We start from the raw sequence: 19147 nt of genomic DNA, 5'->3' as shown, positions 1-19147 counted from the left end.
GACCCAGCCGACGGGCGTCCGACAACCGCTCCACCACCAGCACACCAACACCCTCACCCCACCCCGTACCGTCCGCACCCTCCGCATACGACCGGCACCGCCCATCAGCCGACAGACCACCCTGACGGGACATCTCCACGAACACACCCGGCGTCGACATCACCGTCACACCGCCGGCCAGCGCCATGTCGCACTCACCCGCACGCAACGCCTGAGCAGCCAGATGCAACGCCACCAGCGACGACGAACACGCCGTGTCCACCGTCACCGCCGGACCCTCCAGACCCAGCACATACGCCACCCGACCCGACAGCACACTGCCCGCGACACCCGTGCTGAGGTAGCCCTCCAGCTCGTCGGGGACGGCGGTGGGATCGGCGGCGTAGTCGTGGTACATCAGACCGGCGTAGACGCCGGTGCGGCTGCCCTTGAGGGAGTCGGTCGGCAGGCCCGCGTTCTCCACGGCCTCCCAGCTCACTTCCAGCAGCAGGCGGTGCTGCGGGTCCATCGCGAGGGCTTCCCGCGGCGACAGCCCGAAGAATCCCGGGTCGAACCCGGCCGGGTCGTCGAGGAACGCGCCCTCCGCCGTGGCGAAGGTGCCGCGTCGGTCGGAACCGGGGGCATGCCGGCCGGTGACGTCCCAGCCCCGGTCGTCCGGCATGGCCGACACCGCGTCGCGGCCGTCGCGCACGAGCTGCCAGAGCTCTTCCGGAGTGCTGACCCCGCCCGGGTAGCGGCAGGCCATCCCGACGATCGCGACCGGCTCGGACCGTGCGTCCTCCAACTGCCGGATCCGGCGGTGGGCGCTCCGGAGGTCGCTCGTCATCCGCTTGAGGTAGTCGACAAGCTGCTTCTCGTTGGTCACGGTTACCTCGCCGCTCGGCCGGTCGCACACATCGGCTCGGACCCTAGGCACGCCCGGGCGGGGCCAGCCCCCTTATCGGCGGGCCACGCCCCCTAACTACGCGGGCGGATCTGCCGCGAGGACGGTGCGGCGAGGGCCGCCGGGGCATCGACGACCCGTGGGACAGGGCCCGCCGGTGCCGTCCGGGATGCGGTCGCCTCCTCCAGCCGGGCAGCTCACCGGCCTTTCAAAACGATCACGAAGGGACTCGCCGGCGCCATTGCCCCCACCCGAGATCAGCCACTGCCTCACAGATCTCGACCGCTCGGCCGGGTGCCCCGGCCGAGCGGCCCCCGCCATGATGGGAGCCATGGCGACCGAGAACACCGTGAAGGCCCAAGAACTACGGCAACGCCTTGCCGAGCGGGCCTGGCGCTGGCCGCGCATCACCGAGCTCACCGTTCACCACCGAGCCGGATTCGCCTACCTCGACGCGTTGCTCGACAACGGCGACGAACTCCCGCTGTGCCGCTTGCGCGACACCGGCGACCCCGACCGGTGGGGCTTCGCCCTCCCCACAGACAGCACCGGACGCTACGAGGACACCATCCTGCCGACCGGTCACCCGGCCGGAACCCCCGAGGAAGCCCTCGACTCTTCCTGCGGCCGCTGTCTCGGCGCCCCCCGTCACGGCACGCCTCGCACGCGGCGAGGACCTCGCCGCCTCGGTGGACATCTGGCGCCAAGCCAATACTGCACGCGGACGACCGCCGACCGAGCAGCGCATCGCCCGGGTAAAGGACAAGCTTGTCGAACCCGATGCCCTCGTCCTGGTGGCCTCGGTCGACGATGAGGTGCTCGGCATGGCTCTGGCCGAACCGGGACGACGCCAGGACGGCCACGGATCGCGACTGGAAGAGCTCTGCCACATCTCCATGGTTTTCATCCACCCCGACCACTGGGGACGACGTATGGGCCTGCTCCTTCTCGAAGGCATCTCAGGGCACGCCAACAAGCAGGGGTACACACACCTCCACGTATGGACCGGCGAGAGCAACGACCGGGCACAACACCTGTACCGACGTGCCGGCTTCACTCCCAGCGGACGCACCCGCCTGCTCGACAGCGGAGAACCAGTACTGCATTTCGTCCGACCAGCTGCATACCCCGGAAAGATCAACGCGGTGCTGCACTGGCCAGTCCCGCTGACGTAGGCCCGCCGACTGGCCCGGATCCGCCCGCGTGGGGTCGGACACACCAGGCCTACCGGGGGGTCGGCCGCAAGGCGGACGTTCCGCAGCCAGAGGGAGCCGTCCGGGAGCGTGTGCACGAATGGAGCCGTTCGTTCGACGGATCTCCAGGATGGCTACGGACAGTAGCCGCGACCTCCCCTAATCGCCCCGTGTGAAGAACAGGGGTGGGCCCCGCCCGAATGGGGGTCCCGGCGGCAATGGGCGTTCCTACGCTGGCCTGGGCCTTGGCTCCTGGGTTCACGGCCGTTCGACCGGCATCGGCTCGATTCGCTCACTCGTCGCGGGATGGCATATGGATGAGATCGTCAGCGCCCTCCTCTCGGAGAAGGCCACATCACGGGATTTCATGGCTCTGCGCCTGCCGGAGTGCTACCGGGGCAACGTGGTGCGCCGGGAGGACACCTCCATGTTCGAGGGCCTGCCCTCCAGGGACAAGGATCCCCGCAAGTCCCTGCATGTGCAGGAGGTTCCCACGCCGGAGCCCGGGCCGGGCGAGGCCCTGGTCGCCGTGATGGCGAGTGCGATCAACTACAACACCGTGTGGTCGTCGATCTTCGAGCCCCTGCCCACCTTCCGCTTCCTGGAGCGTTACGGTCGGCTCAGCGAGCAGACCAGGCGTCATGACCTGCCGTACCACGTGCTGGGCTCCGACTTGGCGGGTGTGGTGCTGCGTACCGGGCCCGGCGTGAACCGGTGGCGCCCGGGTGACCGGGTGGTGGCGCACTGCCTGTCGGTGGAGCTGGAGTCCGCAGACGGACACGACGACACGATGCTGGACCCCGAGCAGCGCATCTGGGGTTTCGAGACGAACTTCGGCGGACTCGCCGAGCTGGCGCTGGTGAAATCCAATCAGCTGATGCCCAAGCCGGAGCATCTGACCTGGGAGGAGGCCGCCTCGCCCGGTCTGGTGAACTCCACGGCGTACCGGCAGCTGGTCTCGCGAAACGGCGCGCAGATGAAGCAGGGCGACAACGTGCTGATCTGGGGAGCCAGCGGTGGCCTCGGCTCGTACGCCACGCAGCTGGCGCTCGCCGGAGGCGCGAACCCGATCTGTGTTGTCTCCTCTGCGCAGAAGGCGGAGATCTGCCGCTCCATGGGCGCGGAGGCCGTCATCGACCGTGATGCCGAGAGCTTCCGGTTCTGGAAGGACGAGCGCACCCAGGACCCGAAGGAGTGGAAGCGGTTCGGCGCGCACATCCGGGAGTTGACCGGTGGTGAGGATGCCGACATCGTCTTCGAGCACCCCGGCCGGGAGACCTTCGGCGCGTCGGTTTTCGTCACGAGGAAGGGCGGCACGATCGTCACCTGTGCCTCAACCTCCGGCTACCTGCACGAGTTCGACAACCGCTATCTGTGGATGTCGCTGAAGCGGATCATCGGCTCGCACTTCGCCAACTACCGCGAGGCGTGGGAGGCCAACCGCCTCATCGCCAAGGGCAGGATCCACCCGACGCTGTCCAAGGTGTACTCGCTGGAGCAGGCCGGGCAAGCGACGTACGAGGTGCACGCCAATGCCCACCAGGGCAAGGTCGGCGTGCTGTGCCTGGCTCCGCAGGAGGGGCTCGGCGTGCGGGATCACGAACTGCGCGCCAGGCATATCGACGCCATCAACCGCTTCCGTGAGCAGGAGAGCCGAGGCAAGCTGTGACAACGCATCCGCACGCCGTCATCGGGATCGTCGGCCTCGGCACAGTCGGCGAGGCGCTGCTGCGCCTGGCCCACCGGGCCGGCCATCGGATCGTGGCCGTCGACACCGATCTCGACGCGCTCGCACGGGTCGGCAACCGCCTCAAGTCGGGCAGCTTCGCCGCGGAGCCCGTCTTCACGGACGACGTGGCGGCGCTCGCGGACGCCACCGTGGTGGTCGAGGCGGCCCCCGACGATCTGGCAACCAAGACGGAACTGCTGCGCCGCGTCGGCGGGATCTGCCGGGCGCCGATGGTCACGACGACCTCCGCCCTGTCGGTGCCGCACCTCGCCATCGCGTCCGGCCGGCCGGAGTCGGTCGCCGGACTGCGTTTTCTCGTCCCACCCCGTTCCGGCGGCACGGTCGAACCTGTGTCGACTGCCCTGACCTCCCCGTCCATGGCGGCTGCCGTCGACGGCCTGATCGATGAACTGGGTCTGACACGGGTCACGATCGGCGCCGGACCGGCGGCGGACGCCACCGCGCTTGTGATGGCGTATCTGAACCGGTCTGTGGCCTTTCTCGCGGACGGCCACTCCACACGTGACGACATCGACACGGCGATGCGGCTCGGCTGCGGTCTGCCGACTGGGCCACTGCAACTGCTGGACAGCATCGGTCTGGACACGGTCCACGGCATCCTGACGGGACTGCACCGGCAGACGGGCGACGCCGCGTTCTCCCCGGCTCCCCTGCTGACCCGCATGATCGGCTCTGGCCGTCTGGGCTGCAAATCCGGCGAGGGCTTCTACACCTACGACGACGAAGGCACCGCTGCCCGGGACGGGAGCGCGGACGCGGACCCGCCCGCCTCCGTGCCCCGCCCGGTGCGCACCGTGGCCGTCGTGGGCTCGGGCGCCATGGCCCGCGGCATCGCGGAGGTCACCGCGACCGCGGGTCACCCCACCGTCCTGGTGACCCGCAGTCGGGAGAAGGCCGAGACCGCCCTCGCTGCCATCTTCGAGTCGCTGACCCGCGCCGTCCGCCGCGGCAGGATCACCGCGCAGCAGAAGGCCGCGGCCCTGCCGCTGCTCACCGACGCCACGACCCTGCGGGCAGCTGCCGACTGCGACCTCATCATCGAGGCGGTGGTCGAGGACCTCGACGTCAAACGCGGCCTGTTCGCCCAGCTCGGCACCATCGCCGGACCGGATGCCATCCTGGCGACCACCACGTCCAGCCTGTCGGTGACCGCCTGCGGTGAAGCCGCTGGCAGGCACGCCGACATGGTCGGCATGCACTTCTTCAACCCTGCCCCTGTCCTGCGCCTGGTCGAACTCGTCCGCACTGACAGCACCTCCGACGCCGTGTTCGACCGCGCCCGTGCCTTTGCCACCGGCCTGGGGAAGACTACGGTCACCTGTCCGGACCGTGCCGGCTTCATCGTGAACTGCCTGCTCTTCCCCTACCTGGGTGCCGCGGTCAACCTGCTGGAACGGCCCGGCATCGACATCGAGGCCACGGACGAGGCCATCCAGAACGGCTACGGCTTTCCCATGGGGCCGTTCGCCCTGCTGGACACCATCGGTCTGGACGTGTCGCTGGCCATCCAACACCGCCTGTTCGACCAGCTCGCCCGCCCGGAGCACAGGCCTGCCCCGCTCCTGGAGGCTCTCGTCGCAGCCGGTGCTCTGGGCCGCAAGAACGGTGCGGGTTTCCGCACTGCGGGCCGCCGTCGGAACTCCGCGCTGTAGGGTCCGTCTTTCAAACGGATCTTGCCCAGAGCAGGTACGAGGCGAGAGGGACCGCTGCTTCACATGAGGTGGCGGTCTTGATGCCCCTATGGATGTCAAGCTGCCAGCGCCTGGCCGCGGGGCCGAGCATGGGCTCGAATGATGATCGTGTAGAGCTCTCGGGCGACGTAGCGTTTCAGGCAGCGGATGGCTTCGCGTCGGGTCTTGCCTTCGGCGATGCGTCGCTCGACGTAGCTGCGGCTGCGTGTCTCCCAGCGGAGTGGGCAAGGACGATCGTGTAGAGAGCCGAGTTGGCCTGACGGTCGCCGCCTCGATTGAGCCTTCTGCGCTGTGTCTTGCCCGAGGAGGCTTCGACTGGGCTCACCCCGCAGAGCGAAGCAAACGAAGCCTCGCTGTGGAGTCGTTCAGGATTGTCGCCTGTGGCGATGAGTAGCGCCGCGGCGGTGTCTGGACCCACGCCGTAGCAGTCAAGCAGTTGCGGAATGTGCTGCCTGATCACGTCGGTGATCTGCTGTTTGAGAGCGGCGATCTCATCATCGAGTTCCTCGACTCGACGGGCGAGCAGCCGCAGGGTGAAGACCGCGGCCGCCGTGGCCGTGCTGGCCGTAGACCTGTGCAGTGTCGTGCAGGCTCGAACCAGTTTGGGAATGGTCAGCCCGTCCAGAGACTCTCGCAGCTCCGGACTGGCCGTCACGAGTACCGCCCTGAGCTGGTTGATGGCCTGGGTGCGGGCTTTGACCGCGGAGACCTTGGCCATTTTGAAGAGCCGGAGAGCTTCAACGGGACCGTCAGCGAGCTTGGCCGTCGCGGTGGCTCGGCCGGACAGCACGGCATGCGCTGCTGCCTCGGCGTCGATGGTGTCGGTCTTGCCGCGACGGCGGCGTGTTGCCTTGTCCGGCTGGTTCACCTCGATGACGGTCAGCTCGTTGGTGCGCAGAAAGCGGCTCAGCGCAGCCCCGTAGGAGCCGGTGCATTCGACTCCAGCGCGGCTTACCAGGCCTGATGAACGGGCCCAGTCCGGCAGTTGTTGGTAGCCATCGGCGGTGGCGGGAAAGCTCCGGGAGTCGATCAGCTTGCCCGTGGTCGAGACCACGGCTGCCACGTGGGCGTCCTTATGGGTGTCGACACCTAGGACGACCTCACGACGGCAGTCATGGTGAAAACGGATCGGCTGGGCCATGCTGGCACTGGTCATCGGTCTCCTGCCATCGAACCGGAGCTTGGTGGCCGTCGCCGGGCTGGCAGGGTGGTCAGGACTGTGACGGGGCCTGTCGCGAAGGCCCCTATCGGGACACACCCGCCGGCCTGGCGGCAGCAAGTGCCGTCCCGAACAGTGGCCGACAGATCAAGACTCAGGACAAGATAGTCAGTCGTATCGCGGGTCAGGCCACCGCCGAGACGGCACCGACATCCTCACAGTCGTATCGGGTGGGTGAGCCACGAGGCGCCCTGCACCCGGACAAGACCCGGATCATCTACTGCAAGGACGGCCACCGCCGCGGCTCTCACGAGCACACGTCGTTCACCTTCCTTGGGTATACGTTCCGCGCCAGGAAGAACCGGAGCCGGCACGGGAACCTGTTCCTGTCGTTCGACCCGGCGGTCAGCAAGGACGCCCTGAAGAAGATGGGGCGGGAGGTGCGGTCCTGGCACCTGCACACCCGCTCGGATCTGTCCTTCCAAGAGCTCGCCCGCAGAATCAACCCTGACTCGTCCTCCTCATCAGGTACTTCGCTCCTTGCAGCCCGCAGGAAGGCGGCGCGCGGCCTAATGGATCCAGTGCTCACGCCCCACTGCCTGGCGGGCACGCCACCCCATCAGCGGTCTGGCCTCCCGGCCGACCAGCAGGGGCACGGTCTGACCACAGAAGTCGAGTGCTTCCGGCGGCTGGAGTGCTCACCTGCTGGCGGCTACGACACCGAGTCTCACCGACCCGGCAAGTCCCATTAGGCGGGTCGTACGCCGCTGGTATCGGTCCAGCACTCCGGGCACCTGCTCGCGGAAGGTATGTCGGCAGCCGCGGGTGGGGCACACCAGACGCCGCACCCGCACACGGACCACCACCCGTCGCTCATCGACCGGCACGTCCGCGACGGTCCGCCAGTGATAGCCGTGCACGCGTTCCGAGGAGGCCCCGTACACCAGGCAGACCGCGGTGTTCAGCGGAGTCCGTGCCCGCACCACGATCCGCTCACCCTCGTCGGCCACGTCCTCGATGACCAGCGGGGACAGGCCCGAGAAGACCGTCTGCACAAACTCATTAACCTCCCTCACACGAATGTCAACGACCTATCACGACGCTCCGTCACCACCGAATGTGAGACAGGGCCGTTAGATTTACACTCCCGGGGGCAAGGCCCCGGCCGTCCCACGTGCCGGGCCGTCGTATCGCGGATCGCCCGGCCGGATCTTCACCGGTCCGAACGCCGGCTCGGCGCCCGCCTGCACGAGTGCTCCGGCTGTCAACGTGGCGCCTGCCGCGGCACCCGCACTGGCGAGCAGCACACGACGACTGATCTGGTTGCGCTCCGATCGACTCATCCGCGATTCCTTCCGGCTCCGGTTCACCGGGCACGCACACCGTCCCAGCACCGGCACCGCGCATACATCAACCGGATCGAAGGTCAGCGGCTGAAACTCGGCCCACCGGATAGCCAAGCCGCATCCAGCGATCGGATGACCACGGGTGTGCGGAACCGGTCATGACGGCCGCCCGCCGAGCTGCCAGTCGTGGACTTCGATGTCGGCGTACCGGCCGGCAGCCAGAACCGCGCGAGCCATGTCCGGATCCGCGCGGCACGGACCAGCACCGCCGTACCCAGCCAGTTGGTGCCATCGGACAGCAGCGGTCCGTACGCGACCAGTTCGTCGCGAGTGCGTCGCTGTTCTGCCGCGGATGCGTCGCCGAGGTGGTCACGCACGCGGCGTTCGAAGGCGGTGCGGTTCACGACGAAGTCCGCCTCGGCCCCGTGCTGTGGGTTCGGTCGCCTTTGTTCCGGACGGGTCTTGACGGTGTGAGCTCAGACGGCCCTGGCGTGCTCGATGAGAAGGTCGGCGAAGGCGTCCGGCTGGTCGATCGGGGTGATGTGACCGCAGTCTTCAAGCAGGTGCTGGTCGAGGCAGCCGGTGATCGGTTCGAGCTGGCGGGCGGTGGCCGCGCCGATCACGCCACCGCCGATGGCGAGGGTCGGCGTCGTCAGTCGCTGGCCCTGCGCCCAGCTTCCGATCCATTCCGCGGTGGCCGGCATCGCGCGGTAGTGGTCGAAGGCGTTGCCGAGACTTGTTTTGCCCCGATAGGCCTCGACGATCACCCGTGTGAGGTCTGCCGGCACACCTCGGCGACTGCCGGCGGAGAGGAAGAAGCGGACGTAGCGCTCCGCCGAGTTCTCCAGGACGTCCTCGGCCAGCCCACCGGGCGCCTGGTGGAAGCCGAACCACCACGGCGGCCCCTGCCCCAGGAAGGCCTCGGCGCCGGGCAGAAGTCCGATCAGCCCTTCGGACAGGGTCAGGCTAGTCACGCGCTCGGGCGACGATACTGCCAGGGCGAATGCCGGCGTGACACCTAGATCGGTGCCGACGACGTGTGCCTCGCGGTCACCGAGGACGTCCAACATTCGGAGCAGGTCCGTGGCGATCGCGGATGCCTGATAGCCGCGGACGGCGGGTGTGCTGTCGCCCAGCCCGTGCAGGTCCGGCGCGATGGCCCGGAAACCTGCCGCGGCCAGCCGGGGTGCGACATCGCGCCAGATCGCGCGGGTGTGCGGGAAGCCGTGCAGCAGCAGCGCGGCCGGCCCCTGCCCGAGAGTCTCCACGACGAGTTCGACCCCGTCGATCGATACCCGGTGCACCGTCGCGCCGGGAAGGTGAGGAGACAGAGTCATCTGGCGCACAGGGGCTCTCCTTGGTTACGCTTGGGAACGTGGTAACCATAGGAGACCCCCGATGAACGGGGAAGAAGGCACTTTCCCGGCACCAGGTGACGTCGTGGTAACTGCCTCGCGGCAGGGGAACCTGTTCGATCCTCTGTGCCCGACGAGGCACCTGCTCGACCGGGTTGGGACGCGATGGTCGACCATGGCGGTGCTGTCGCTTGCCGCCGCCGAGGGCGAGCTGCGGTTCACCGAGCTGAAGCGCGAAATGACCGGTGTGTCGCAGAAGATGCTGGCGCAGACACTCAGGGCACTGGAACGAGATGGGCTTGTCGGTCGTCGTGTCGAGGCGAGCAAGCCTCCACGGGTGTACTACCGGCTGACCAGCCTGGGCACGACGCTCGTCGCGCCGCTGCAAAGTCTGCGAGCGTGGGCTGAGCAGTACATGCCCGTGATTCAGCACAACTGCTCCATGTTCGACGCCGACGACCGCTCGGACGGCCACGGCTGACAGCCGCAGGGGCGCTGCTCGACACGGGGATGCGAGCCGACCTCGACCTCACCGGCGGTCTCGTCGTGGCGGAGGCTGTGACGGGAACCTCACCGGGGGGCAGATGCCGCGCCTGCCTGCTCCGGCAGCACCTCCTACCACCTGTCCTGTGGCCCGGACACACGCTGTCCTGTGGCCCGGACACACGCGACATCACCACCACCCCGGCCGCCTCGACCCACCACCACGGCGGCGGCACCGAAAAGCCCGCACCAGCCTTCGCCCAGGTCACCCCAGAGCAAGCCCCGACTTCTTCAGGGGCAAGTAGCCAACCTGGGCGATCACCGACCGGCCTATTGTTAAATCCGTGTTCACCGACATCGAAACCTTCCAGCAGACGCTCGTGGCCAGCGGGCTGGCGCCTGTGCTCAGCGGGCGGCACGACAGCGAGGAATTCCGGGCCGGCATCGTCGCACGCGACCTCGGGCCCCTCAAGCTGATCGAACTGGTCACGCCCGAGGGCGAGTGCTTCCGGGACGCTCGTTGCGCCCGCGCCGACGACGAGGAGCTGTGGCAGATCGACCTGGTGACGCGGGGATTAGCGCGCGTCGAGCAGGGCCGCGGCACCGCCGATCTCGGGCCGGCCGACCTGGTCCTCATCGACCCGGCGCGGCCGGTCCGGTTCGCCAGCACCGCCTCCACGCACGTGACCATGCTGGTGCCCCGGCGGGAGCTGCGGCTCCGCCCCGGCGACGCCGCCCGCCTGGCCGGCGTACGCATCAAAGGCGACCGCGGCCCGGGGGCGCTGGTGTCCTCGCTGGCGCGGGACATGGCCCGCTCGCTGACCGGGTTCCGCGCCGGCGAGGCGGACCGGTCGGCGGCCGCGGTGATCGAGCTGATCTCGGTGGCACTCGAGGCCCAGCTGGGCGACGCGCGCCCGGGCCCCGACGAGGCGTTGCGCGACCGCATTCTCGGCTACATCGAGGCGCGGCTGTCCCACCGGGATCTCACCCCGGCCAGCATCGCCGCGGCCCACCACACCTCCGTACGCCGGCTCCACAAGCTTTTCCAAGACCAGCCGCTGACCGTCGCGGCCCTCATCCGCCAGCGCCGCCTGGAGCGGTGCCGCGCCGACCTGGCGCGAAGCGACCGGACGGTCGCAGCTGTAGCCGCGCGCTGGGGGTTCGCCGATCCGGCGCATTTCAGCAGGCTCTTCAAGGCGACGTACGGCTACAACGCGGCGGCACTGACGTCCAGCAGCCGTGCACGGACAGTCAAGGTGCCCGCCGCCCGGCCCGGCGAGGATGGTGGCGTACACGTCATAGAAAGGTGATCGCATGGAACCGTCAGTCGAGGCGATGAGCGCCATTCCGGGCCGGATGTACGAGGCTTGGAACCGCGGGGACGTCGCCGGTTTCTTCGCCGACTTCGCCGAGGACGCCCTGTTCGCGGAGCTGGAGGGAACCATCTACCGGAGCCGCGCTGAGATGATCGCGGCGCACGAGGGGCTCCTCGGCACGGTGATGAAAGGTTCCCAACTGGTGCGGGGGGAGGTGGCGTTCGCCCGGATCGTGAGCCCGGGCGTCGGCGTGGTCCACAGCCGCGTCGGCATCCTCATGCCGGGCGAGGAGGAGCCGCCGCCGACACGGTTCTCCATGCAGCTTTTCGTCACGGTGTGGCGGAACGACCGCTGGGCGGTCGTGGCCCTGGAGAACGCGCGCCTGCTTTCTCTGGAGACCATGGCAGCCCTGGAGTCCATGGCCACCGGATAGGGAATCCACTGTGCACGGGATGTGACCGTGATAGGTGCCGGGCCGCAAACGGCACATCGCGACTGACACCCGCGGCCTGCTCCTGGTCGCCTGCGGCCAGGAGCAGGCATGCGTTCGAGGACCGATTTTTGGGTCTTCCTCCCGAGGTCAAGGAGCGTGCCCTGAAGGCACCACAACCTCGTAAGGAGGAAAGGTTCGCCTCGGCAATCGAGTTCAAGAAGGACGGTGTTGGCGTTCTGAAGACTTCGGGCGGTGATTGCTCTGCCTGCGGTGGGCAGGGCCTCCTCACCTCAGAGCCGGACGGGCACGGATACGCACTACTCCGCGAACGGGTTCGGCTGCTACCTGTGCGCCTTCGATGCGATCGGCCCAGCCCCCGTGCTCGTGAGCACGATGTCCATCTCCCACGGCCGCACCCTCTCCCCGGAGGAACTGGAGGCGGGCGAGACCCAGGCAGGCTGATTATCTCGTGGACTGGAAGCCAAGACAGGTCCCCTTCGCAAGGCCAGGGTGAACCACCGGATCGTCTCCCCAGGCCGTGGTCATCGCCACCGGGATCTCCGCTACTGGTCACCACGAGATCCTCGGGCTGATGATCGGCGACAGGGAGCCGAAGCCCATCTGGACGAAGTTCCTGCATCCTCACGCACCCGCGGCCTGGAGTGCCCCCGAGGCTGCTATGTCGTGTCAAGCCGCTTCAGCGAGTTCTTCGACGTTGCCGAGTTGCTTCCGGTCGTCGCGCTCAAGGATCTTGAAGATCTGGCGGCAGATCACCCGCTTGAGGCATCGCTGGGCGTCACGGGAGGTCTTCCCTTCGGCGATCTTGCGTGCGACGTACGTCTTCGTGGAAGAGTCGAGTCGCATCCGGATCAAGGTGATCGTGTGCATGGCCCGGTTGAGCTGCCGGTCGCCGCCGCGGTTGAGACGGTGCCGGTTGGTCAGCCCGGACGAGGCAGGAATCGGCGAAACACCAGCGAAGGCGGCGAACGCGGCTTCCGAGCGGAACCGTCCCTGGTGAGACCAGCTGACCAAGATCTGGGCGGCGGTGATCGGTCCGACTCCGCGCAAGCCGAGAAGCTCGGGGGCCTGCTGCCGTACCAGGGCAAGGATCTCGTTCTCAAGTTCCCTGGCCTCGGCCTGCAGAGCCTGGATGCGCTGCGCCGTGGACCGCATGGCTCGCACCGGCATCCGGTGCTCGAGGTCCTGGGCCGGACGGTCGCGGAACTGAGCGCAGTGGGCAATCTGGGCGGGGCGCCCGAGCTTCCGCAGCTCGGCGCGGAGCTCGTCCGGCGCAGAGACCAGGGCCTTGAGCTGGTTGATCGCAGCGGTGGAGGCGAGGACTGCTCCGTGACGGGTCGCAAGCAGCACCCGCAGTGCCTCGCGTTCGCCGCGGAGGCGGGGGTGGATCAGATGCTCGGTGGCCAGGGCCTCCTTGGTGGCCCGGATGGCGTCAAGCATGTCGGTCTTGCGGCCTCCGCGGTTGGCCGCTCGTTTTGGGCGGCAGACCTCAACGACCTGCTCGCCAGCCTGGTTCAGGAAGACCGCGAGGCCGGCGCCGTAACTGCCGATGCCTTCCAGGCCCAGCAGCGGCGGCCGGGAACCTGCTGGCGGGCGAAGTCCAGCAGGCGCCGATAGCCGCGGGCGTTGGCCGGGGAATTGGTGCTGGCCAGGACGGCGCCGATGGGGCTGATGGCGGCTGCGGCGAGGGTGTCGCGGTGGGTGTCGACGCCGATGACGCCATCGACTTGTTCTGCGAGCATGGTCATGCGGTTGTTCTCCTCCGGGCGGACGACCGTAACGGCGTCGGCCTGGGTGGAGTCACCACGTGGCGGAACTGTGATGAGTCACGCCAGAAGGCGGACAAGCTGCTGATCAAGCCAACGGGTGGGCCGGGCCGACGCCCGCGTCCGGCAGACATCTCGGGGGAACGGCAGCCTCTGACGAGACGCCAGTTATCTTGCGAGTCATGCCGGATCACGAGTGCCGAGCCTGGCAGCAACCCATCCCGGGCCGCAGAAGAACTCTCACAGTTATCTTTTCCGCGGTCCTGCAAGAGGGCCGCTGGCCTCCGGGCCCGGCATGACTGTTCCCCCCTGTCGAACCGATGACCTGGGGGTGGTCCTACGTTGTTGATGGGTCGGATGGGCTGTCGTACAGTCCGGAGGATCCAGTGGCGCCGGGTATGGCTTGGGGGTGGTTGCCTTCAGCTTGGTGGCGCGGCCAACTTCGGCCGTATCGACTTCGACGACCTCCAATGGGAGCACCGCGGCTACACCCCCTACGGTTCGTACGCCCAGTCCAAGCTCGCCGACCTCATCCTGACCGTGCGGCTGGCCGCAGTCGCCGCCGAGCGTGGCTGGAATCTCATGAGCACCGCGGCGCACCCGGGATACACCCGAACCAACCTCACGAAGGCAGGCCCCGCTCTCGGTGGCAAACCGAGTATGAAACAGCGAATCATGTGGAAGATCACGCCCTCACAGGGTGTCGAACCCGGCACCGAGCCACTGCTCCACGCGGCGACCAGCCCCGATGCCACGGCAGGCGCCTACGACGGCCCCAGCCGCCTGGGGTTGGTCGGCCCGACCACCACCGCTCGGCTCACCCGCCGCGCCCTCGACCCCGACGTCGGCACACGCCTGTGGGCCGAGGCCGAGCGGCTTACCAGCACCTCCCTCCCACCCCCTCCCTGGAAAATGACCAGCCAAACTGACCCGTCCGCCGAAGGTGAGGCAGAGCCCGGACCCGGACCTGGGGTGTCTCAGATGGAGCGAGGTAGTGGACCGGTCGGTAGAGCTGGTGCGGCCCCATGCAGTCATCTGAAATTTTCTCGCTTCCGCAACCCACATCGATGCCTCGGCGTCCAACTCCATGACGGACGGCTGCCGATCACCCGGGAGAGCACGTGGCGAAGAAGGACCAGACGACGGACGCGGCAAGGGAGAAGGACCGCGAAAAGTGGATGGCGCGTTTCCAAGTACGGCTGGCCATGCAGCCGGGCGTGGACCGGGCAGTCGTGCTCCAGGCGGTCAAGGATGTCACGGCGCATTGCGCGGATACGGGAAAGCACCCGCAGACCGTCTTCGGTGATCCGGACGCCTACGCCGTGCAGGCCGCCGCGCGGCTGGTGCCGGCGGACCGGGCGGCGCACGCCAGGCGGCACAACGCCGTGGTGGACGCGGTCAGCTCGGTGCTCAAGAGGGTCAGGGATGTCCCCGGTCTGTGACCGGTTGAAGCGGCTTCTGTCACGGCCGGGCGCACGGCTTCTGACACAGCCACAGCTCCATCCGCCGAGGCTGCTGGGCAGCTCAGACGACTGGCGGAGCGCCGGAGCGAGGGACACCGATCCTCCTTTGCGCGCTGCTGGTGACAGACGGCGCGCCGCCCTGGTGACAATCATCGTGCTTCGCCCAGTCGAAGCCGCAGGTCAGTGGAGACCGATGGTGACAACTACCGTGCTACGGCTCAACCCGTTCCCGAACCCGAAGAACAATGCGGAACGCGAGGCGAACCGCAAGGCCTCGGACGAATACCAGCACCAGGTGGAAGCCTCCGACTTACTCGACTGGGAGAAGCAGCTGGACTGGCAATGACGGACACGCCGAACCTGTCCCGGCCGGCGACGACCCCGGCTTCCGCAACATCGGCTGCAGATCGTGTGCAGCCCGGAGGTCGCTGACGAGATTCGCCCAGCGGCTACGCGAGGCCGTCGGCGAGATCCTCGACGACTACACCGACGACGTCTTCGACTACGGCGTCGACTGACGCCCACCCACCAAGGGAAGGGAATCTCAATGAGGCCCGTCATCCTGATACGGCTGGTCAGCGGGGCTGGCGTGCTGTCTCGATGGGGTGCTCGTGCTGATACGAGGTTGAACAGATCGTCGAACCTGCGGCCATGGTCAGCCGCCGCCCAACGGTGAAGCTTGGTCTGTATCCCCGATACCCGCTGGTGAGGCCTCAACGGGCCCTCGGGAGCACCACCGTTCAGCGGTGCGTCTTTCGGCATTGCAGCCTCCTTCCCTTCTCGAAACCACTGCCGCCCTTCCCCATGTGCCGGGCTCTCCCCGGCTCGGAGTACTACGGCGGCTCCGCCCCGTCCCGGTCCGATCGGCCGAGCTGGACCCAGCCCTCCGCCCGAGCTGGATGCGCGGCAGGCGGGCGGAGCCGGGACGGTTCCCATGTTCGCTCGCTGTTCGATCGTCGGAGTAGGAGCCCGGCTATGCCCCCGCGGCCTCGCCACGGCTACCCCGCAGCACTTCACCGTGGCCTCCCCGCGCGACCGAAATAGACCACCCGGAAAGTTCCCCGCCAGCCGAATATCCAGCAGGGACGCACCGCATCCAGCCCTCATCCACCAGGTTCGAGCTGGCGTGCCAAAAGGAGGCGTAGACGCGGTTTCCTCGCGTACTCCTCTCCGTCTCGCTTGCCGGACCCGCGCCATCTGGCAGTACTGGCACCTCCCGGCGTTGTCGGGGCTGCTTCCCGCCGTCCCCGGCACCTCCCGGTTCAGGCTGCCCCCAGCTTCAACCGCCCTGCTGCGACAGGACGGCGGTGGCGTCCTGTCACCGCCACTCGAACAACGAGCGCCTCACGGCGCACACTCCGGCAAGCACACATGCCACGGCCTGCTCGTGATCGCGCTCACCGACGACCGCGGCCGACTGGTATGGATCTCCGCGGTGCGGCCCGGACGCACATCCGAGATCACCGCCTGCCGACACCACAAACTCACCGCCCACCTGCGGGCCGCCGGCTCGGCGCAATCGCCGACTTGGGCCGACCCGGCAGTGATCTGCGGCTACAAGGCGGCCCAAAACCGGCCCCTGACCCGCGATCAGAAACTGTCCAACAAGGCACTGGCCGCGGTGCGGGCCCCGGTCGAGCATGGCTTCGCCCATCTCAAGAACTGGCGCGTCCTCGGCAAGGTCCGCACCGATCCGAAGTGGGCGACCGCGCTGGTGCGAGCCCTGCTCGTGCTGACAAACCAGGAAGTCACCCGCTGACGGATGATCTTGTCGCTGGACTACCGCCCCGGACCTGCCCGTGCCGCCCGACGTCGGGCGGTTGAACACATACAGGGCGGGGTGCCGACGGCAGTCGTTCCATTCCCGTTCCCTTGCCTCCGGTTCCGCCCGCGGCGAACCCGTCTTTCCGCGGGCGCGTTGACGGCACCCACCTCAGGATCCCACTAGTCTAAAATCAGAATAGTGATGATTTGAATCTACTCGGGGGTGTGTTCAGTGGCGGACGCGGCGACGAGCTGGCTGCGCGGGGCGCTGGAACTCGCGGTGGCTGCGGCACTGGCCGAGTCCGACCGACACGGCTACGCACTCGCTCAGCGCATCGAGCAGTGCGGGCTCGGCGGTCTCCGTGGCGGCGCGCTGTACCCGGTGCTCGGGCGGATGGAGGGTGCGGGGCTGGTCGAGTCGCACTGGGAGGCCGGAGAAGGCGGGCCGGGGCGCAAGGTCTACCGGCTCACCGGCTCCGGCCGCGCCAGGCTGGGTGAAGACACCGTGCGCTGGCACGAGTTCACCGCGGCGATGGGCCGCCTCCTCGACCAGACTGGAAAGGGTCAGGAATGACGAAAGAATCCCTGGAGACGTGGCAGGCACGGGTGCGGCTGGAGCTGGCCGTGCGCGGGATCGGCGAGAAACTCGCCGACGCGAGGCTGGACGAGGTGACGCAGCACTACGCGGAGAGCGGCGAGGAGCCCGAAAGAGGCTTTCGGCTCGCCGGGGGAATTCGCCGGGACTGTCGTCGCGGAACGCGGTCCGGCGGCTCCCGACAACGTTTACGTATCCGCGGCGCTGATGTCTGTCGGACTCATGGGGACGGTGCTCTCCGGATGGGGCTGGATCGATACGGGCCTGATGCTGCCGGTGAACTGGGCCGGACTGTGCGGCACAGCGCTCCTGATGTGCACCCTGGTGGGCATACAGGTGATCCGCTTCCTGCGGACGGACGGCAAGCCGCGGGCCGCGCTGTGGGCGATCGGCGGCATTGCGCTCGGCATCGTGTTGGGCGCAGTGGCGTTCCAAGGGCTTCCGCGCCACGAGCTGTTCCCGGTGCCCGCACCGGCGCTCACGCTGGTCGGGATCGTTCTGATCGTTTGGGGATGGAACCGCGACGACAGCCCCCGGCCGCAGCGTTCCGGTCAGGACGCCGGTCAGGACTCCCGGCAGGAATCCGACCAGTGGCTGCGGGACCTCTCCGGGCTGCTGGAAGGCCGACATGACCTGGTCCCGGAGCGGGCGCGCGAGCTGACCGCGGAAGCAGCCGTACACCTGGCCGACACTGGCCGCACACCGCAGGAGGAGTTCGGCCCGGTCGAGGACTACGCACTGCGGCTGGCCGAGCACGAGTCACGGCATACGCCGTGGTGGTTGCGGGAGAGCACCTACGGGTGGGTGCTGCTGACGCTGCCGGTGTATTGGCTGGCCACCAATATCGACGAGGGCCGGGCCTGGGGGCTGTACGCTCTGGCAGTGCTGCTTCTGTGCAGCGATCTGTGGTGGATAAGCCGTCGGCTGTGGACACACCGTAAAGGGACCCAGGCTCAGCGCGGGTGACCGCGCGACGGCCATAAAGCGCGAGTGGGGGCGGCTTCTCGGGTATCGGCTCGGCTCATGGAAGCAAGCGTGTCCCGGCCCGCTTGTGGGCGCGTCGCGGGGATGGTGCAAGTCTGGTCGACACGATCAGGGCGATGGCCGAGGCAGACACTATTGATCTGCGCGCATCGTGAAAGTTGCAGGTTGCGGCGCTGGTGTGCGCAGGGTTGAGGATGATCAAGCTGGTCGCGGGCGTATGACTCTGGTCAAGATCGGCGGTCGGCGGGCGCCTTCACCGTTCGTCAGGACCAGCAGAGCCCTCACCAGCGCGGTCGCCCACGTCGGCGCACCCATTCACTCCGGCGAACCGTGATCCGTTCCACCTCCTGCATCCCCGCACCCTCTCGATGCTTCCCGGCGCACCGACCCCGGTCGCGGATCGTAGGAGCTACACCGGCGACTGCGAACGCAGCAGAACCGAGAACGGCTCCCGCCGACAGGTCGGACGATCTTCGGCGTGGACACCGGCCGACGACCAGTGCGAGTATCTCTCCGATCCCTCACACCAGCCCCGCGACCTGCAACTTCACGATGCACACATCTCAGTAAGACGCGACTGGGGTGGGGCGCCCCCTCTACCCCGGGACCAGCGGTGTCCTCCCTCCGGGCTCAGTTACCCGAAGGTCGCTTGGTGCCTTCCAGCATCAGGTCCTGTGACCGCCGCCAACACGCCATCGACGCGGTCTTCGCGTCATGAGGCATCATCAGGGGTTCACTTGCGTTCGCCCGTCCAGCCTTCCCCTCACCTGTTGCGCCCCGATGGCCAGGACGCTCTTGGGCTTGAACGCTCCGCTTCACACCCCGCCGTTACTGATCTCGGCTCGTTAGGGTGATGTTTGCTGAACTTCCTGATGTGGGTGCGGTGTTGCCGGTAGTCCGTGGTGCGTGAGATATGCGGATGGGGGCGGGCTGACGCCTGCAGCACGG

Annotated in this window: 17 protein-coding genes and 4 pseudogenes; 13 read left to right on the top strand and 8 right to left on the bottom strand. The window is 68.1% G+C overall.

Going from position 1 to position 19147, the window contains the following annotated elements; translation table 11 throughout:
• Positions 1–865: beta-ketoacyl synthase N-terminal-like domain-containing protein (locus EF387_RS44810; RefSeq protein ID WP_202918583.1), on the bottom strand; the 865-nt coding region annotated here is incomplete at its 3' end.
• 707 nt (positions 866–1572) lie between these two features.
• Here EF387_RS44810 and EF387_RS44800 point away from each other — a divergent pair.
• The 3 genes from EF387_RS44800 to EF387_RS44790 all read left to right on the top strand — a co-directional run bounded on the left by EF387_RS44800 (position 1573) and on the right by EF387_RS44790 (position 5478).
• The gene (locus tag EF387_RS44800) at positions 1573–2058 is read left to right on the top strand and encodes a GNAT family N-acetyltransferase (protein ID WP_128382338.1); all 486 of its coding nucleotides are present in this window, start codon (positions 1573–1575) and stop codon (positions 2056–2058) included.
• Positions 2059–2389: 331 nt separating this feature from the next.
• Entirely contained in the window at positions 2390–3745 is a 1356-nt protein-coding gene (ccrA, locus tag EF387_RS44795; RefSeq protein WP_128382337.1) for a crotonyl-CoA carboxylase/reductase, read from the top strand.
• Positions 3742–5478, top strand: coding sequence for a 3-hydroxyacyl-CoA dehydrogenase family protein (locus EF387_RS44790; RefSeq protein WP_128382336.1), 1737 nt, complete (start codon positions 3742–3744; stop codon positions 5476–5478). The genes ccrA and EF387_RS44790 overlap by 4 nt, the downstream gene beginning before the upstream one ends.
• 95 nt (positions 5479–5573) lie before the next feature.
• On the opposite strand, the pseudogene EF387_RS44785 reads toward EF387_RS44790, so the two are convergent.
• The 5 genes and pseudogenes from EF387_RS44785 to EF387_RS44765 all read right to left on the bottom strand — a co-directional run bounded on the left by EF387_RS44785 (position 5574) and on the right by EF387_RS44765 (position 9359).
• A pseudogene (locus tag EF387_RS44785) lies at positions 5574–6673 on the bottom strand (IS110 family RNA-guided transposase).
• 752 nt (positions 6674–7425) lie between these two features.
• A pseudogene (locus EF387_RS44775) lies at positions 7426–7758 on the bottom strand (transposase family protein); the annotation flags it as partial.
• A gap of 57 nt (positions 7759–7815) precedes the next feature.
• Positions 7816–8019, bottom strand: a complete 204-nt coding sequence (locus EF387_RS44770) for a hypothetical protein (RefSeq protein WP_128382335.1) — start codon at positions 8017–8019, stop codon at positions 7816–7818.
• A gap of 159 nt (positions 8020–8178) precedes the next feature.
• Positions 8179–8351, bottom strand: a pseudogene (locus tag EF387_RS50420) (YciI family protein); the annotation flags it as partial.
• A gap of 147 nt (positions 8352–8498) precedes the next feature.
• Positions 8499–9359: an alpha/beta fold hydrolase gene (locus EF387_RS44765; RefSeq protein ID WP_128382339.1), complete on the bottom strand. Its 861-nt coding sequence runs from the start codon at positions 9357–9359 to the stop codon at positions 8499–8501.
• Between the two features lie 61 nt (positions 9360–9420).
• On the opposite strand from EF387_RS44765, the gene EF387_RS44760 reads away from it, so the two are divergent.
• The 5 genes and pseudogenes from EF387_RS44760 to EF387_RS44740 form a co-directional block, all read left to right on the top strand.
• Entirely contained in the window at positions 9421–9858 is a 438-nt protein-coding gene (locus EF387_RS44760; RefSeq protein ID WP_128382334.1) for a winged helix-turn-helix transcriptional regulator, read from the top strand.
• A gap of 346 nt (positions 9859–10204) precedes the next feature.
• A complete protein-coding gene (locus EF387_RS44755) occupies positions 10205–11170 on the top strand; it encodes a helix-turn-helix domain-containing protein (RefSeq protein ID WP_202918582.1) in 966 nt (321 codons plus the stop codon).
• A 4-nt stretch (positions 11171–11174) separates the two neighbouring features.
• Positions 11175–11609, top strand: a complete 435-nt coding sequence (locus EF387_RS44750) for an SgcJ/EcaC family oxidoreductase (protein WP_128382332.1) — start codon at positions 11175–11177, stop codon at positions 11607–11609.
• A 252-nt stretch (positions 11610–11861) separates the two neighbouring features.
• Positions 11862–12071: a hypothetical protein gene (locus EF387_RS44745; protein ID WP_128382331.1), complete on the top strand. Its 210-nt coding sequence runs from the start codon at positions 11862–11864 to the stop codon at positions 12069–12071.
• Positions 12072–12110: 39 nt separating this feature from the next.
• Positions 12111–12269 (top strand): annotated as a pseudogene (locus EF387_RS44740) (transposase); the annotation flags it as partial.
• Between the two features lie 27 nt (positions 12270–12296).
• Here EF387_RS44740 and EF387_RS44735 read toward each other — a convergent pair.
• Both EF387_RS44735 and EF387_RS49195 read right to left on the bottom strand, forming a co-directional pair.
• Positions 12297–13067: a transposase gene (locus EF387_RS44735; protein ID WP_238432065.1), complete on the bottom strand. Its 771-nt coding sequence runs from the start codon at positions 13065–13067 to the stop codon at positions 12297–12299.
• A 74-nt stretch (positions 13068–13141) separates the two neighbouring features.
• Positions 13142–13375, bottom strand: a complete 234-nt coding sequence (locus EF387_RS49195; protein WP_238432064.1) for a hypothetical protein — start codon at positions 13373–13375, stop codon at positions 13142–13144.
• A 1139-nt stretch (positions 13376–14514) separates the two neighbouring features.
• On the opposite strand from EF387_RS49195, the gene EF387_RS44730 reads away from it, so the two are divergent.
• From EF387_RS44730 to EF387_RS44705, 5 genes are all read left to right on the top strand, one after another.
• Positions 14515–14835 carry a hypothetical protein gene (locus EF387_RS44730; RefSeq protein WP_128382330.1) on the top strand — a complete coding sequence of 107 codons (321 nt, stop codon included), beginning with the start codon at positions 14515–14517 and terminating at the stop codon, positions 14833–14835.
• A gap of 217 nt (positions 14836–15052) precedes the next feature.
• Positions 15053–15202, top strand: a complete 150-nt coding sequence (locus EF387_RS46955) for a hypothetical protein (protein ID WP_238432063.1) — start codon at positions 15053–15055, stop codon at positions 15200–15202.
• Positions 15203–16243: 1041 nt separating this feature from the next.
• The gene (locus EF387_RS44715) at positions 16244–16615 is read left to right on the top strand and encodes a transposase family protein (RefSeq protein WP_238432062.1); all 372 of its coding nucleotides are present in this window, start codon (positions 16244–16246) and stop codon (positions 16613–16615) included.
• A gap of 237 nt (positions 16616–16852) precedes the next feature.
• Positions 16853–17194 carry a PadR family transcriptional regulator gene (locus EF387_RS44710; RefSeq protein ID WP_128382328.1) on the top strand — a complete coding sequence of 114 codons (342 nt, stop codon included), beginning with the start codon at positions 16853–16855 and terminating at the stop codon, positions 17192–17194.
• 228 nt (positions 17195–17422) lie between these two features.
• Positions 17423–18181: a hypothetical protein gene (locus EF387_RS44705; protein WP_128382327.1), complete on the top strand. Its 759-nt coding sequence runs from the start codon at positions 17423–17425 to the stop codon at positions 18179–18181.
• The last annotated feature ends 966 nt before the right edge of the window (positions 18182–19147 follow it).

Source organism: Streptomyces cavernae, from assembly GCF_004023625.1.
Taxonomy (GTDB): domain Bacteria; phylum Actinomycetota; class Actinomycetes; order Streptomycetales; family Streptomycetaceae; genus Streptomyces; species Streptomyces cavernae.
This window is presented reverse-complemented; position numbering and strand designations above follow the sequence as displayed.